This window comes from Staphylococcus sp. FSL K6-0223, assembly GCF_038008285.1.
The window spans coordinates 732,204-746,887 of record NZ_JBBOYX010000001.1; the positions used below are offsets into that span (position 1 = coordinate 732,204).

A 14,684-nucleotide genomic window follows, 5' to 3' on the forward strand; every position below is an offset into this window, starting at 1 on the left:
CATTGACTATTATATTTTGTTATAATACTTAATTGTGATTATTAATTAATGACATTGTACATTGAAAACTAGATAAGTAAGTAAATAGATTTTACCAAGCAAAACCGAGTGAATAGAGTTTTAAATAAGCTTGAATTCATAAAAAATAATCGCTAGTGTTCGAAAGAACACTCACAGATTAATAACTATATTAGATTAAGTTATTAAGGGCGCACGGTGGATGCCTTGGCACTAGAAGCCGATGAAGGACGTTACTAACGACGATATGCTTTGGGTAGCTGTAAGTAAGCGTTGATCCAGAGATTTCCGAATGGGGGAACCCAACACAAGTTATGTTGTGTTATCGACAAGTGAATTCATAGCTTGTCAGAAGGCAGACCCGGAGAACTGAAACATCTTAGTACCCGGAGGAAGAGAAAGAAAATTCGATTCCCTGAGTAGCGGCGAGCGAAACGGGAAGAGCCCAAACCAATAAGCTTGCTTATTGGGGTTGTAGGACACTCTATACGGAGTTACAAAGGAATATATTAAACGAATCATCTGGAAAGTTGAATCAAAGAAGGTAATAATCCTGTAGTTGAAAATATATTCTCTCTTGAGTGGATCCTGAGTACGACGGAGCACGTGAAATTCCGTCGGAATCTGGGAGGACCATCTCCTAAGGCTAAATACTCTCTAGTGACCGATAGTGAACCAGTACCGTGAGGGAAAGGTGAAAAGTACCCCGGAAGGGGAGTGAAAGAGAACTTGAAACCGTGTGCTTACAAGTAGTCAGAGCCCGTTAATGGGTGATGGCGTGCCTTTTGTAGAATGAACCGGCGAGTTACGATCTGATGCAAGGTTAAGCAGAAAATGTGGAGCCGTAGCGAAAGCGAGTCTGAATAGGGCGTATAGTATTTGGTCGTAGACCCGAAACCAGGTGATCTACCCATGGTCAGGTTGAAGTTCAGGTAACACTGAATGGAGGACCGAACCGACTTACGTTGAAAAGTGAGCGGATGAACTGTGGGTAGCGGAGAAATTCCAATCGAACTTGGAGATAGCTGGTTCTCTCCGAAATAGCTTTAGGGCTAGCCTCAAGTGATGATTATTGGAGGTAGAGCACTGTTTGGACGAGGGGCCCCTCTCGGGTTACCGAATTCAGACAAACTCCGAATGCCAATTAATTTAACTTGGGAGTCAGAACATGGGTGATAAGGTCCGTGTTCGAAAGGGAAACAGCCCAGACCACCAGCTAAGGTCCCAAAATATATGTTAAGTGGAAAAGGATGTGGCGTTGCCCAGACAACTAGGATGTTGGCTTAGAAGCAGCCATCATTTAAAGAGTGCGTAATAGCTCACTAGTCGAGTGACACTGCGCCGAAAATGTACCGGGGCTAAACATATTACCGAAGCTGTGGATTGTCCTTTGGACAATGGTAGGAGAGCGTTCTAAGGGCGTTGAAGCATGATCGCAAGGACATGTGGAGCGCTTAGAAGTGAGAATGCCGGTGTGAGTAGCGAAAGACGGGTGAGAATCCCGTCCACCGATTGACTAAGGTTTCCAGAGGAAGGCTCGTCCGCTCTGGGTTAGTCGGGTCCTAAGCTGAGGCCGACAGGCGTAGGCGATGGATAACAGGTTGATATTCCTGTACCACCTATAATCGTTTTAATCGATGGGGGGACGCAGTAGGATAGGCGAAGCGTACGATTGGATTGTACGTCTAAGCAGTGAGATTGAGTGTTAGGCAAATCCGGCACTCTTAAGATTGAGCTGTGATGGGGAGAGGAAATTGTTTCCTCGAGTCGTTGATTTCACACTGCCGAGAAAAGCCTCTAGATAGAGATTAGGTGCCCGTACCGCAAACCGACACAGGTAGTCAAGATGAGAATTCTAAGGTGAGCGAGCGAACTCTCGTTAAGGAACTCGGCAAAATGACCCCGTAACTTCGGGAGAAGGGGTGCTCTTTAGGGTGCAAGCCCAGAAGAGCCGCAGTGAATAGGCCCAAGCGACTGTTTATCAAAAACACAGGTCTCTGCTAAACCGTAAGGTGATGTATAGGGGCTGACGCCTGCCCGGTGCTGGAAGGTTAAGAGGAGTGGTTAGCTTCTGCGAAGCTACGAATCGAAGCCCCAGTAAACGGCGGCCGTAACTATAACGGTCCTAAGGTAGCGAAATTCCTTGTCGGGTAAGTTCCGACCCGCACGAAAGGCGTAACGATTTGGGCACTGTCTCAACGAGAGACTCGGTGAAATCATAGTACCTGTGAAGATGCAGGTTACCCGCGACAGGACGGAAAGACCCCGTGGAGCTTTACTGTAGCCTGATATTGAAATTCGGCACAGCTTGTACAGGATAGGTAGGAGCCTTTGAAACGTGAGCGCTAGCTTACGTGGAGGCGTTGGTGGGATACTACCCTAGCTGTGTTGGCTTTCTAACCCGCACCACTTATCGTGGTGGGAGACAGTGTCAGGCGGGCAGTTTGACTGGGGCGGTCGCCTCCTAAAAGGTAACGGAGGCGCTCAAAGGTTCCCTCAGAATGGTTGGAAATCATTCATAGAGTGTAAAGGCATAAGGGAGCTTGACTGCGAGACCTACAAGTCGAGCAGGGTCGAAAGACGGACTTAGTGATCCGGTGGTTCCGCATGGAAGGGCCATCGCTCAACGGATAAAAGCTACCCCGGGGATAACAGGCTTATCTCCCCCAAGAGTTCACATCGACGGGGAGGTTTGGCACCTCGATGTCGGCTCATCGCATCCTGGGGCTGTAGTCGGTCCCAAGGGTTGGGCTGTTCGCCCATTAAAGCGGTACGCGAGCTGGGTTCAGAACGTCGTGAGACAGTTCGGTCCCTATCCGTCGTGGGCGTAGGAAATTTGAGAGGAGCTGTCCTTAGTACGAGAGGACCGGGATGGACATACCTCTGGTGTACCAGTTGTCGTGCCAACGGCATAGCTGGGTAGCTATGTATGGACGGGATAAGTGCTGAAAGCATCTAAGCATGAAGCCCCCCTCAAGATGAGATTTCCCAACTTCGGTTATAAGATCCCTCAGAGATGATGAGGTTAATAGGTTCGAGGTGGAAGCGTGGTGACACGTGGAGCTGACGAATACTAATCGATCGAAGACTTAATCAATTTTTTCAAGTTTTGCGACGCAAATCTTTACTTACTATCTAGTTTTGAATGTATAATCATTCATTTGTCTGGTGACAATGGCAAGGAGGTCACACCTGTTCCCATGCCGAACACAGAAGTTAAGCTCCTTAGCGCCGATGGTAGTTGGACTGACGTTCCGCTAGAGTAGGACGTTGCCAGGCATATATATTATTCCGCAGTAGCTCAGTGGTAGAGCTATCGGCTGTTAACCGATCGGTCGTAGGTTCGAATCCTACCTGCGGAGCCATGGCTCCTTGGTCAAGCGGTTAAGACACCGCCCTTTCACGGCGGTAACACGGGTTCGAGTCCCGTAGGAGTCATTTATTTGGAGAATTAGCTCAGCTGGGAGAGCATCTGCCTTACAAGCAGAGGGTCGGCGGTTCGAACCCGTCATTCTCCACCATTTAAATATCGGAGGGGTAGCGAAGTGGCTAAACGCGGCGGACTGTAAATCCGCTCCTTCGGGTTCGGCAGTTCGAATCTGCCCCCCTCCACCATCTTATTGGGCTATAGCCAAGCGGTAAGGCAACGGACTTTGACTCCGTCACGCGCTGGTTCGAATCCAGCTAGCCCAGCCATAAGAGCCATTAGCTCAGTTGGTAGAGCATCTGACTTTTAATCAGAGGGTCAGAGGTTCGAATCCTCTATGGCTCACTTTAAGCACTCCTTAATGGGGTGCTTTTTTATTATCCATTTTTAGTAGTGATTTTCATGAAAAATTTATAAGTATGACTTTCATAGTATGACAGTTACACCTTTCATTGGTATAATTATGAGTATGAAAGTTATAGACGGAGGAGAGATTATGGATTTTTCCAACTTTTTTAATAATCTTAGTACTTTGAAGATTATTACAAGTATATTAGATATACTTATTGTCTGGTATGTCCTTTATCTTCTCATTACTGTATTTAAAGGAACTAAAGCAATTCAATTGCTTAAAGGTATATTATTTATAGTTATTGGACAACAAGTAAGTAAACTTCTCAATTTAACTGCTACCTCAAAGTTATTTGATATTGTGATTCAATGGGGCGTTTTAGCTTTAATTGTGATATTCCAACCAGAAATTAGACGAGCACTTGAGCAATTAGGGCGAGGGAGCCTATTTAAACGCTATACTAATACTTACAGTCATGATGAAGAAAAATTAATCCAATCTGTATCAAAGGCTGTTCAGTATATGGCTAAAAGACGAATTGGAGCATTAATTGTTTTTGAAAAGGAAACTGGATTGCAAGACTATATTGAAACTGGTATATCAATGAATTCTGCAATATCTCAAGAATTATTGATAAATGTTTTTATACCTAATACACCATTACATGATGGGGCTATGATTATTCAAAACACTAAAATTGCTAGTGCTGCATGTTATTTACCACTTTCAGATAGTAATAAAATTTCTAAAAGTTTAGGTACAAGACATAGGGCAGCCGTAGGAATTTCTGAAGTTTCGGACTCATTTACTGTGGTAGTATCTGAAGAAACCGGTTCAATATCAGTTACTTTCGATGGTAAATTAAGACGTGATGTTTCTGATGAAGTATTCGAAGAGTTATTAGCTGAACATTGGTTTGGAACTCGCGCTCAAAAGAAGGGTGTGAAATAGCATGTTAGAAAGTAAGTGGGGATTAAGATTTTTTGCCTTAATATTAGCGATCTTTTTTTATCTTTCTGTTAATAATGTGTTTGGCAATATTTTTAACAATGATAATCTAGCTCAGAATTCTTCTAAAACAATTGAAGATGTACCTGTAGAAATTCTTTATAATACCAAAAATTTACATGTTACTAAATCACCAGATACTGTTGATGTTACTATTTCAGGACCACAATCAAAGTTATTGAAAATAGAAAGTTCAGACGATATCAAGGTCACAGTTAATTTATCTAATGCTAAATCTGGAAATTATAAAGAAGATTATATTGTTAAAGGATTAAGTAACGATATTAGTTATAATGTTAAACCTAAACACGCTTATATCACCTTGGAGGATAAAGATACTAAAACAATGCATGTTCAGCCTGATATTTCACAAAACAATGTAGATTCAAATTATAAAGTAAGTGAAACTTCTTTGAATAAAGACACTGTTCAAGTTACTGGTGGTAAAAAGCAATTAGACAAAATTGCATATTTAAAAGCGACATTTAAAAATGCGACTAATATCAGTGAGAATACTACTGATGTAGCTGAAATTACTGCATTTGACAAGCAATTGAATAAATTAAACGTTCAAATCAAGCCTAATAATATTAAAATGTCAGTGAAACTTGAACCTTACAGTAAAAAAGTAAAAATTAAAACCGTTAAAAAGGGTTCATTACCTGATGATGAAAGTTTAGATAGCATTAAACTAAATGAGAATGAAGTAGAAATTTATGGTAATAAAGATGATTTGAAGGATATTAATGACATAGAAGCCGATGTCAATTTAGATGATATCACTGAATCGACTGATAAAACACTTCAACTCAAGATACCTAAACAGGTTAAGAAATCTGAATTTAATGAAGTCACAGCACATGTCAATTTAAAATAGTAAACTAGATAATAAAGGAGTAATGAAAATGGGAAAATATTTTGGAACAGATGGTGTAAGGGGAGTAGCTAATAAAGAATTAACACCTGAATTAGCGTTTAAACTAGGTCGCTATGGTGGTTATGTATTAGCACATAATGAAGGAGAGAAACATCCTAGAGTTTTAGTTGGTAGAGATACTCGTGTGTCTGGTGAAATGTTAGAATCAGCTTTAATCGCTGGATTAGCATCAATAGGTGCAGAAGTAATGAGATTAGGAGTTATTTCTACTCCAGGTGTTGCATATTTAACACGTGAAATGGGAGCACAATTAGGAGTAATGATTTCTGCATCTCATAATCCTGTAGCTGATAATGGTATTAAGTTCTTTGGTGCTGATGGTTTTAAACTTTCAGATAAGCAGGAAGAAGAAATTGAACAATTATTAGATCAAGAACAACCTGACTTACCACGTCCAGCAGGCAAAGACATTATGCATTTTTCAGATTATTATGAAGGTGCACAAAAATACTTAAGTTATCTTAAATCTACAATTGATATAAATTTAGATGGACTTAAAATTACTTTAGATGGGGCGAATGGATCAACTTCTTCACTTGCGCCTTTCTTATTTGGTGATTTAGAGGCAACGACAGTTACAATTGGTTGTAATCCAGATGGATACAATATTAATGATGAATGTGGGTCTACTCATCCTGAACATTTAGCTGAAAAAGTTGTAGAAACTGAAAGTGATTTTGGTTTAGCTTTTGATGGAGATGGAGATCGTTTAATTGCTGTTGATGAAAAGGGTAACATCATTGATGGTGACCAAATTATGTTTATTATTGGTCAAGAAATGCATAAAAATCATGAATTAAATAATAATATGATTGTATCTACTGTAATGAGTAACTTAGGATTTTATAAAGCTCTTGAAACAGAAGGCATTCAATCAAATAAAACAAAAGTTGGAGATAGATATGTCGTTGAAGAAATGAGACGAGGCCATTATAATTTAGGCGGAGAACAATCTGGACATATAGTAATGATGGACTATAACACGACTGGTGATGGACTACTAACTGGAGTACAACTTGCTGCTATTATTAAATCAAGTGGTAAAACTTTAAGTGAGTTAGCAGCACAAATGAAAAAGTATCCACAATCATTAATTAATGTAAAAGTAACAGATAAACATCATGTATCTGAAAATGAAGACGTTAAAGCTGTTATGAATGAAGTTGAGAATGAAATGAATGGTGAAGGAAGAATATTAGTTAGACCTTCAGGAACTGAACCATTAGTAAGAGTAATGGTTGAGGCAGCAACAAATGAAGATGCTGAACGTTATGCTCAAACAATTGCTGATAAAGTAAAAGAAAAAATGGGATTAAATTAATAGTACCATTTAAAAACAAGAATACACTCTCTTTAAAGTTAAAGCCGTAGAACTGAAAACTTTAAAGAGAGTATTTTTTTAGCAAAAAATATAAATTAAATATCAAATTATAACTATAAGTTTATGAATTAAATATAATAATATTTGCAAATAATTATTAGAAAAGGGTAAAATAGAGAGTATTGGAAGAAAGGAGGATAGATGTAATAAAAATAAAATAAAGCGCCTGGACAAATAATTAAAATGTTAACCATTTAGTATTAATTAAGAGAATGCTAATAGACATATTAATTATATTGTAGACGAGGAGAATAGTTATCGATATAATCGGCGGATGCTATTCCGGATGTGGCACATTCGTTAGCTTATTATTTAAAACATATAGGTAACTAGATGTACAAATATAATAAGAACGCCAAATAGAAAACATAGAAATATGATGTTTAGAATCCAATACAATAAAACGAGCAATGTCTAATTAAAAAATTTTATATAACAGATAAAATTATCATATGACTATGTAATGGAGGAAAAAGAAATATGTGCGGAATTGTTGGATATATTGGCTTTGATAATGCCAAAGAATTATTACTATCTGGTTTAGAAAAATTAGAGTATAGAGGATATGATTCAGCAGGAATTGCTGTTGTCAATGATGAAGGGACTACTGTATTTAAGGAAAAAGGTCGTATTGCAGAATTAAGAAAAGTAGCAGATAGCAATGACATTGATGGTCACATTGGTATTGGTCATACTCGATGGGCTACTCATGGGGTACCTAGTCATATTAATTCACATCCTCATCAATCAAATAATGGACGTTTCACTTTAGTGCATAATGGTGTAATTGAAAATTATGAAGAACTAAAAAGCGAATACTTATCAGATGTAACGTTTAAATCAGAAACTGATACAGAAGTTATCGTTCAATTAGTAGAATATTTTTCAAATAAAGGTTTAGAAACTGAAGAAGCATTCACTAAAGCAGTATCTTTATTAGATGGATCGTATGCTTTAGGTATGTTAGATTCTGAGGATGAAGACACTATTTATGTAGCTAAAAATAAATCACCTTTACTTGTTGGTATTGGTGACGACTTTAATGTTATTGCTTCAGATGCATTAGCAATGATTAAAGTTACAAATCAATATAAAGAAATTCACGATCATGAAATTGTTATTGTTAAAAAAGAAAGTGTAACAATTAAAGATAAAGATGGAAATATTCAAGATCGCCCAACGTATACTGCTCAAATAGATGCATCAGATGCTGAAAAAGGTATTTATGATCACTATATGTTAAAAGAAATTAATGAACAGCCAGCAGTAATGCGTCGTATTATTCAAGAATACGAAGATGAAAATGGAGATTTAAATATTGATTCTGAAATTATTAAAGATGTATCGAATGCAGATCGCATTTATATTATTGCTGCAGGAACAAGTTATCATGCTGGTTTAGTTGGTAAAGAATACCTTGAAAAACTATCTGGAGTGCCAACTGAAGTTCATGTGGCATCAGAATTTGTTTATAACATGCCATTATTATCTGAAAAACCTTTATTTATTTATATCTCTCAATCAGGAGAAACAGCTGATAGCCGTGCAGTATTGGTTGAAACAAATAAATTAGGCCATAAGTCTTTAACAATTACAAATGTAGCAGGTTCAACGTTATCTCGTGAAGCTGATCATACGTTATTATTACACGCAGGACCTGAAATTGCTGTTGCATCAACTAAAGCTTATACAGCTCAAATTGCTGTATTATCAATTCTTTCTCAAGTTGTAGCTAAAGCACATGGACGCAATAACGGTATTGACTTATTAAGAGAATTAGCAAAAGTAACAACTGCAATTGAAACGATTGTAGATGATGCACCAGTAATGGAAAAAATTACTAAAGAATTCTTAGAAACGACTAGAAATGCTTTCTTTATTGGTCGTGCGATGGATTACAATGTAAGTTTAGAAGGAGCATTAAAACTTAAAGAAATTTCATATATTCAAGCTGAAGGATTTGCTGGTGGAGAGTTAAAACACGGTACTATTGCTTTAATTGAAGATGATACGCCAGTCATTGCGTTAGCTACGCAAGAAAATGTGAATTTATCAATTCGTGGTAATGTTAAAGAAGTAGTAGCACGTGGCGCTAAACCTTGTATTATTTCAATGGAAGGTTTAGAAAAAGATGGAGACACATATGTGATTCCTCACGTACACGAATTATTAACGCCTTTAGTATCAGTAGTAGCGCTACAATTAATCGCATATTATGCAGCTTTACACAGAGGATTAGATGTTGACAAACCTCGTAACTTAGCTAAATCAGTTACAGTTGAATAATTCAAAAAGCTGGGACATGGATGACATGTCTCAGTTTTTTATTTGATTTGTTAAATAATCAGAATCATCATACAATTATTTTAAGTAGAGGTGATCATTTGATAAATTTAAAACATATCTATAAAAAGAAACACGGAAAAACAATCATTAATGATTTAAATTGGCATATTGAAGCGGGAGATAATTGGATTCTTTATGGGTTGAATGGTGCAGGAAAAACAACACTATTAAATATCATGAATTCTTATGAAAGTGTATCTCAGGGTGAAATAGAATTGTTTGAAATGATACCAGGTAAAAAAGGATATTCTGCAGAAAACGTTCGTCAACATATTGGATTTGTTTCGCATAGTTTATTAGAAAAATTTCAAGACGGTGAGAAAGTGATTGATGTCGTATTAAGTGGCATATTTAAATCTATCGGTCTATATAAAGAATATTCTGATGAACATACTAAAGAAGCAGAAAAATTATTAAATTTAGTAGGAATGTTATCATATAAAGATCAATATTTAGGATATCTCTCAACAGGACAAAAACAAAAAGTAATGATTGCTCGCGCGCTTATACATCAACCTGATGTACTTATTCTTGATGAACCAGCATCAGGATTAGACTTTTTGGCTAGAGAACAGTTATTATATTTATTAGAAAATTTAAATAAGACATACGCTCATTTGACGATGATTTACGTGACTCATGTCATAGAGGAAATTATTCCATTATTTAGTAAGATATTTTTATTAAAAGAGGGTAGTTGTTTTGGTAAAGGAATAACAAAAGATATTTTAACTGATTCGATGATGTCTAAATTTTTTAATAACCAAATTGAAGTTATTCAATATAGAAATCGATATCATCTTTATATAAAACATAATTGAGTTTGCACTTTGGTTAAATAAATGTCACAATTTTAAGAAAGAGTTAGATGGAGGGTATCACGATGGCATTAGAAAATATTAAAGCAATATTCTTAGATATGGATGGAACACTATTGCATGAAGATAATAAAGCGACTGTAAAAACAAAAGAAGTAATTGATCAGTTAAGAGAAAAAAATTATAAGGTATTTCTAGCAACAGGACGTTCTTATTCTGAAATTCATAGTCTAGTACCAAAAGGTTTTAAAGTAGATGGTATGATTAGTTCTAATGGAACAAGAGGCGATATTGAAGATACAATTTTATTTAAACATAGTTTGACAATAGATAGTGTAAAAAAAATCGTGCAACTAGCTCAACAACAACACATTTATTATGAAGTTTTTCCTTTTGAAGGAGATAGAATTTCATTAATTGAAGATCAATCATGGATGGAAGATATGATTGATAGTGAACATCCACAAAATGAAGTGAGTGAAAGTGAATGGAAATCACGTCGAGATGCCATGAATGGTAAAATTAATTGGAGAAAAGATATTCCAAATGACGACTATTCTAAAATTTATCTATTCAACAAAAAGTTAAATAAAATTAAAACGTTTAGAGATGAATTAATACAAAATAAAGTGTTATTAAATATTAGCGTATCTAATTCTTCAAGGTTTAATGCTGAGACGATGGCTTATCAAGTGGATAAAGGCACTGGAATTAAAGAAATGATAGATCATTTCGATATTAAACAAGAAGAAACACTTGTTATTGGTGATAGCGATAATGACAGAGCAATGTTTGAATTTGGAGGATACACTGTTTCAATGAAAAATGCACGTCCAGAAATTCAGTCTATTACTGATGATACTACACAATATACAAATGAAGAGGATGGCGCGGCTTTATATTTAGAACAACATTTTTTAAATTAAAATAAGGTAAGAAAGTAGGAGAAACCTGCTTTCTTACCTTTTGTGTTAAATAGTGATTTATTTATCGTTATTCAAATTTTTTTGATGATTTAAGTCTTCTTTAATATGATTTTTTGTCTCATTAAAAGATGAAGGGTCGTTTTTTAACGCTTCTTTTTTATGATTTTTTTCTTTTCGTTTACTTTTTTTCTTTTCTTTTACAGGTCTATTCACATTCTCACCGCGACGTAAGAAATATTGAACAATACCCATTAGAATTATAAAATATAGAATTAAACGTACAATAATAATAAGCGTTTGAGCAATAATTAAAATCACTTGTGCTACATTTTGGGACATATTTCCGGTTAATACAGTTAATATTGTACCAAGTGGTTGTGTAATGATAATAATGAGTAGGTTAATTAATAAGATAGCTAAAAAGAATTTGAACCAAGTTTTACGTCCATTTTTAATGCCTTTAAAGCCGTCTTTAAAATGACCTATAGCACTTAAGTCATTTTTACGTGCAAATGATACAGTATAATTAATCATTAATATAAAGAAGAACCAATATACGATTGAAAGAATGAATCCCATAATGATAATTAAGATAATTTGTACAGTAAGTAAAATGCCAATAGCGTGATCAGATGTACTTACTGACTGTTGAATAGATGTGAATAATGGTGTTAATGCTTTATTAAATAAAAAGTTTAATCCTAATGTGATTAAATATAATACAGCATAAACAATAATAGTAATAAAAGCTAAAAGAAGACCTTTAACATATTTTCCTTTTTTAAAAGCAAAAAATAAATCAGAAAATTGAACAGCTTCTTTTTCAATGGCTTTAGCCATAATATTAAAAGCCCCCGCAAGTAATTGATAACCTGCAAGTATAAAGAATAATAATCCTAAGACTAGGACGAGTATTATCATAGATAATGACGCGCCAGCTGACTGTTGAAATTGTGCTGCTAGTTGCATCTGCATAAAGTTTTGAACGAAGAAAGTTCTAGCAATCACAAATGCCACAAATACAATAATAAAACTTACTAAACTAAATAGTATTGTTTTTATGAGTTGTGACTTAGCATTTTTAAATGCTAAACTATGAAATTTAAACAAAATAAGCACTCCTTTACGTTAATATAATACACAATATCAGAATTTGTGATTTTTTTAAATTAATATCTAACAATATTATGTTTTAAGTGTTAAAATATGCTAATGATTTAATAATGAAAGGAGACTTTATGGTGAAATTTGCAATTTTAACCGACGTTCATGGTAATTTTGATGCCTTACAAACTGTTTTAGATGATATTGATAATAGAGAAGATATCGATCAAATCTTTAACTTAGGTGATAATATTGGAATTGGCCATGAAACCAATAAAGTATTAGATATGATTTTCGATCGAGATGATATGGAAATTATTGCTGGTAATCACGATGAAGCCATTATGTCAATTGTTAATGGTACACCGTATCCAGAAGATTTAAAAAATAAATTTTATGAACACCATCAATGGATTGAAAGTCGAATGGATGAAGATTACTATGATGTATTAAATACACTACCAAGATATTTAGAAAAAACAATTTGTGGGAAAAAATGTTTATTTATACATTATGAAATTGAAAATCAAAGATTAGAAGAGGGGATTGATAAACAACCATTTGAACCTATTGTAGATAATCAAAAAGAAGAGATAGTTAAATTATTTGAAGATAAGGATGCGGATTTTATAGCTTTTGGACATAATCATCAATTACACTTGTATGATGATAATAACAAAACCTATTTCAATCCTGGTTCAGTAGGACTTAATAATGGTAAATATGCCGTATATGGAATCGTCACAATTAACGAAAATGAGTTTAGTGTTGAAAGAGTAAAATTACCGTATGATAATGAAGAATTTCTTCAAGGATTTGATGAAAAACATGTACCAGGCAAACAATTTATTTTCGATTATTTTATATAAGTAAAAAAAGTCGAGCAGAAACTAATATGAATTCTGTTCGACTTTTTACTTATATTGTAAACTGCGGACATTGTTTGTGTAGTCTTAATGATGAGCGTGCTCTTTATGTAATCCAGAGCATAGTACTGAAGTATCGTGATCATGTTGGGCTGTTTCTAATTGAATTGTCATATGTTGTATATTTAAGTGAAGTAATTCATGTTCTATTTTTTTAAGAAGTCCTTCACAGTCCTGAACAGACATAGTTTCAGAGACGACTGCATGACAACTTAACGCATTCATATCATTTGAAATAGTCCAAACGTGATAATCATGGACATTATAAATTTCATTATGATTTATAATTGTACTAATGATTTTATCTAAATTGACGTCACTTGGTGTACCTTCCATTAAAATATTAAGTGACGAACGTGAAATACCGATTGCACTTTTCAATATAATAATGGAAACTAGAATGCTTGCGATAGGATCAGCAATTGTAAAGTTAAATACGTATATAAGAATAGATGCTATAATGGCACCTAATGAACCAAGTAAGTCTCCTAAAACGTGAATAAAAGCACCGCGCATATTTAAGTTATGTGACGTATCACCGCTTTTAAACATGATTATTGCAACGATAATATTCACTATAAGTCCAATCACACTAATAATAAACATTTCAGTGGATTGCACTTTAATAGGATTGAAAAATCTTCTAATCGCTTCGATGATAATGACGCCACTAATAATTAATAAAGTTATACCATTAAATAAGGCAGCTAAGACTTCAAAACGCTTGTAACCGAATGTTTTAGTTGAAGTAGCATTTTTCTCTGCATAAATAAATGCGATTAAAGCAACTCCTAGTGAAACAGTATCGCTAAACATATGAAGTCCATCTGATAATAGCGCAAGACTATTAGCGATAAATCCTCCTAAAATTTCAACAATCATAAATAAGCCTATAATAATAAAAGAAATTGTTAATATCTTTTTGTTATTGGTATGGACATGATTATGAGTATGGTTATGATGGTGTGTGTGATTAGACATTTATTATTCCTCCTAAAATTTCAACAATCATAAATAAGCCTATAATAATAAAAGAAATTGTTAATACCTTTTTGTTATTGGTATGGACATGATTATGAGTATGGTTATGATGGTGTGTGTGATTAGACATTTATTATTCACCTCTTTGATGATGAGCATGTTGAATGGCTTGTTTTAATAAAGTAGAAACATGTTGATCGTCTATAGAATAAATCATGGATTGTCCATGACGTGACGATTTAACGAGGCCTGCTTGTTTTAAACTCTTTAATTGATGCGATACATTTGATTGAGTTAATTTTAATGTATGCGTAATATGCCCAACACTAGCTTCACCTTTATATAACAATTCTAAAATACGTAAACGGTTATAATCGCTTAACGCTTTAAATGTCTCAGTTAAACGGTTAAGCATGTATTCATCTATAAATATATCTCTATCTTTATTTGTATTGGACAT

Annotated in this window: 10 protein-coding genes, 6 tRNA genes, 2 rRNA genes and 1 pseudogene; 15 read left to right on the plus strand and 4 right to left on the minus strand. The window is 34.9% G+C overall.

Going from position 1 to position 14,684, the window contains the following annotated elements; genetic code table 11:
• Window positions 1–193 precede the first annotated feature (193 nt).
• The 14 genes from MHI13_RS03525 (at window position 194) to MHI13_RS03590 (ending at window position 11,213) form a co-directional block, all read left to right on the plus strand.
• Window positions 194–3,115, plus strand: a 23S ribosomal RNA gene (locus tag MHI13_RS03525).
• A gap of 67 nt (window positions 3,116–3,182) precedes the next feature.
• Window positions 3,183–3,297, plus strand: a 5S ribosomal RNA gene (gene rrf / locus MHI13_RS03530).
• An 11-nt stretch (window positions 3,298–3,308) separates the two neighbouring features.
• A tRNA-Asn gene (locus MHI13_RS03535) sits at window positions 3,309–3,383 on the plus strand.
• Between the two features lies 1 nt (window position 3,384).
• A tRNA-Glu gene (locus MHI13_RS03540) sits at window positions 3,385–3,456 on the plus strand.
• A gap of 7 nt (window positions 3,457–3,463) precedes the next feature.
• Window positions 3,464–3,539 (plus strand) — tRNA-Val (locus MHI13_RS03545).
• A gap of 10 nt (window positions 3,540–3,549) precedes the next feature.
• Window positions 3,550–3,633 (plus strand) — tRNA-Tyr (locus tag MHI13_RS03550).
• 6 nt (window positions 3,634–3,639) lie between these two features.
• A tRNA-Gln gene (locus MHI13_RS03555) sits at window positions 3,640–3,714 on the plus strand.
• Window positions 3,715–3,717: 3 nt separating this feature from the next.
• Window positions 3,718–3,790, plus strand: a tRNA-Lys gene (locus tag MHI13_RS03560).
• A 151-nt stretch (window positions 3,791–3,941) separates the two neighbouring features.
• On the plus strand, window positions 3,942–4,748 hold the full coding sequence (cdaA, locus tag MHI13_RS03565; RefSeq protein WP_017176078.1) for a diadenylate cyclase CdaA: 807 nt from the start codon (window positions 3,942–3,944) through the stop codon (window positions 4,746–4,748).
• A 1-nt stretch (window position 4,749) separates the two neighbouring features.
• On the plus strand, window positions 4,750–5,682 hold the full coding sequence (locus tag MHI13_RS03570) for a CdaR family protein (RefSeq protein ID WP_017176079.1): 933 nt from the start codon (window positions 4,750–4,752) through the stop codon (window positions 5,680–5,682).
• 28 nt (window positions 5,683–5,710) lie between these two features.
• Window positions 5,711–7,063 (plus strand): phosphoglucosamine mutase, encoded by a 1,353-nt coding sequence (gene glmM / locus MHI13_RS03575; RefSeq protein WP_017176080.1) that lies wholly within the window; start codon window positions 5,711–5,713, stop codon window positions 7,061–7,063.
• Between the two features lie 540 nt (window positions 7,064–7,603).
• Entirely contained in the window at window positions 7,604–9,409 is a 1,806-nt protein-coding gene (gene glmS / locus MHI13_RS03580) for a glutamine--fructose-6-phosphate transaminase (isomerizing) (protein ID WP_017176081.1), read from the plus strand.
• A gap of 20 nt (window positions 9,410–9,429) precedes the next feature.
• A complete protein-coding gene (locus tag MHI13_RS03585) occupies window positions 9,430–10,290 on the plus strand; it encodes an ABC transporter ATP-binding protein (RefSeq protein ID WP_017176082.1) in 861 nt (286 codons plus the stop codon).
• Between the two features lie 62 nt (window positions 10,291–10,352).
• Window positions 10,353–11,213, plus strand: a complete 861-nt coding sequence (locus MHI13_RS03590) for a Cof-type HAD-IIB family hydrolase (RefSeq protein ID WP_017176083.1) — start codon at window positions 10,353–10,355, stop codon at window positions 11,211–11,213.
• Between the two features lie 57 nt (window positions 11,214–11,270).
• On the opposite strand, the gene MHI13_RS03595 is transcribed toward MHI13_RS03590, so the two are convergent.
• The gene (locus MHI13_RS03595; protein WP_017176084.1) at window positions 11,271–12,323 is read right to left on the minus strand and encodes a lytic regulatory protein; all 1,053 of its coding nucleotides are present in this window, start codon (window positions 12,321–12,323) and stop codon (window positions 11,271–11,273) included.
• A 128-nt stretch (window positions 12,324–12,451) separates the two neighbouring features.
• Here MHI13_RS03595 and MHI13_RS03600 point away from each other — a divergent pair, with 128 nt between their 5' ends.
• Window positions 12,452–13,186, plus strand: a complete 735-nt coding sequence (locus MHI13_RS03600; protein ID WP_002448650.1) for a metallophosphoesterase family protein — start codon at window positions 12,452–12,454, stop codon at window positions 13,184–13,186.
• Window positions 13,187–13,270: 84 nt separating this feature from the next.
• Here MHI13_RS03600 and czrB read toward each other — a convergent pair whose 3' ends face one another.
• The 3 genes and pseudogenes from czrB to MHI13_RS03615 form a co-directional block, all read right to left on the minus strand.
• Window positions 13,271–14,224, minus strand: coding sequence for a CDF family zinc efflux transporter CzrB (gene czrB, locus MHI13_RS03605; protein ID WP_017176085.1), 954 nt, complete (start codon window positions 14,222–14,224; stop codon window positions 13,271–13,273).
• A gap of 1 nt (window position 14,225) precedes the next feature.
• A pseudogene (locus MHI13_RS03610) lies at window positions 14,226–14,354 on the minus strand (cation-efflux pump); the annotation flags it as partial.
• Window positions 14,355–14,357: 3 nt separating this feature from the next.
• A complete protein-coding gene (locus MHI13_RS03615) occupies window positions 14,358–14,684 on the minus strand; it encodes an ArsR/SmtB family transcription factor (RefSeq protein ID WP_002448641.1) in 327 nt (108 codons plus the stop codon).

Excerpts from the sequence above, each read along its gene's own strand:
- glmS (WP_017176081.1), top strand. The coding sequence starts at position 7,604 with ATGTGCGGAATTGTTGGATATATTGGCTTTGATAATGCCAAAGAATTA.
- glmM (WP_017176080.1), top strand. The coding sequence starts at position 5,711 with ATGGGAAAATATTTTGGAACAGATGGTGTAAGGGGAGTAGCTAATAAA.
- MHI13_RS03570 (WP_017176079.1), top strand. The coding sequence starts at position 4,750 with ATGTTAGAAAGTAAGTGGGGATTAAGATTTTTTGCCTTAATATTAGCG.
- cdaA (WP_017176078.1), top strand. The coding sequence starts at position 3,942 with ATGGATTTTTCCAACTTTTTTAATAATCTTAGTACTTTGAAGATTATT.
- czrB (WP_017176085.1), bottom strand. The coding sequence starts at position 14,224 with ATGTCTAATCACACACACCATCATAACCATACTCATAATCATGTCCAT.
- MHI13_RS03585 (WP_017176082.1), top strand. The coding sequence starts at position 9,430 with ATGACATGTCTCAGTTTTTTATTTGATTTGTTAAATAATCAGAATCAT.
- MHI13_RS03615 (WP_002448641.1), bottom strand. The coding sequence starts at position 14,684 with ATGTCCAATACAAATAAAGATAGAGATATATTTATAGATGAATACATG.
- MHI13_RS03590 (WP_017176083.1), top strand. The coding sequence starts at position 10,353 with ATGGCATTAGAAAATATTAAAGCAATATTCTTAGATATGGATGGAACA.
- MHI13_RS03600 (WP_002448650.1), top strand. The coding sequence starts at position 12,452 with ATGGTGAAATTTGCAATTTTAACCGACGTTCATGGTAATTTTGATGCC.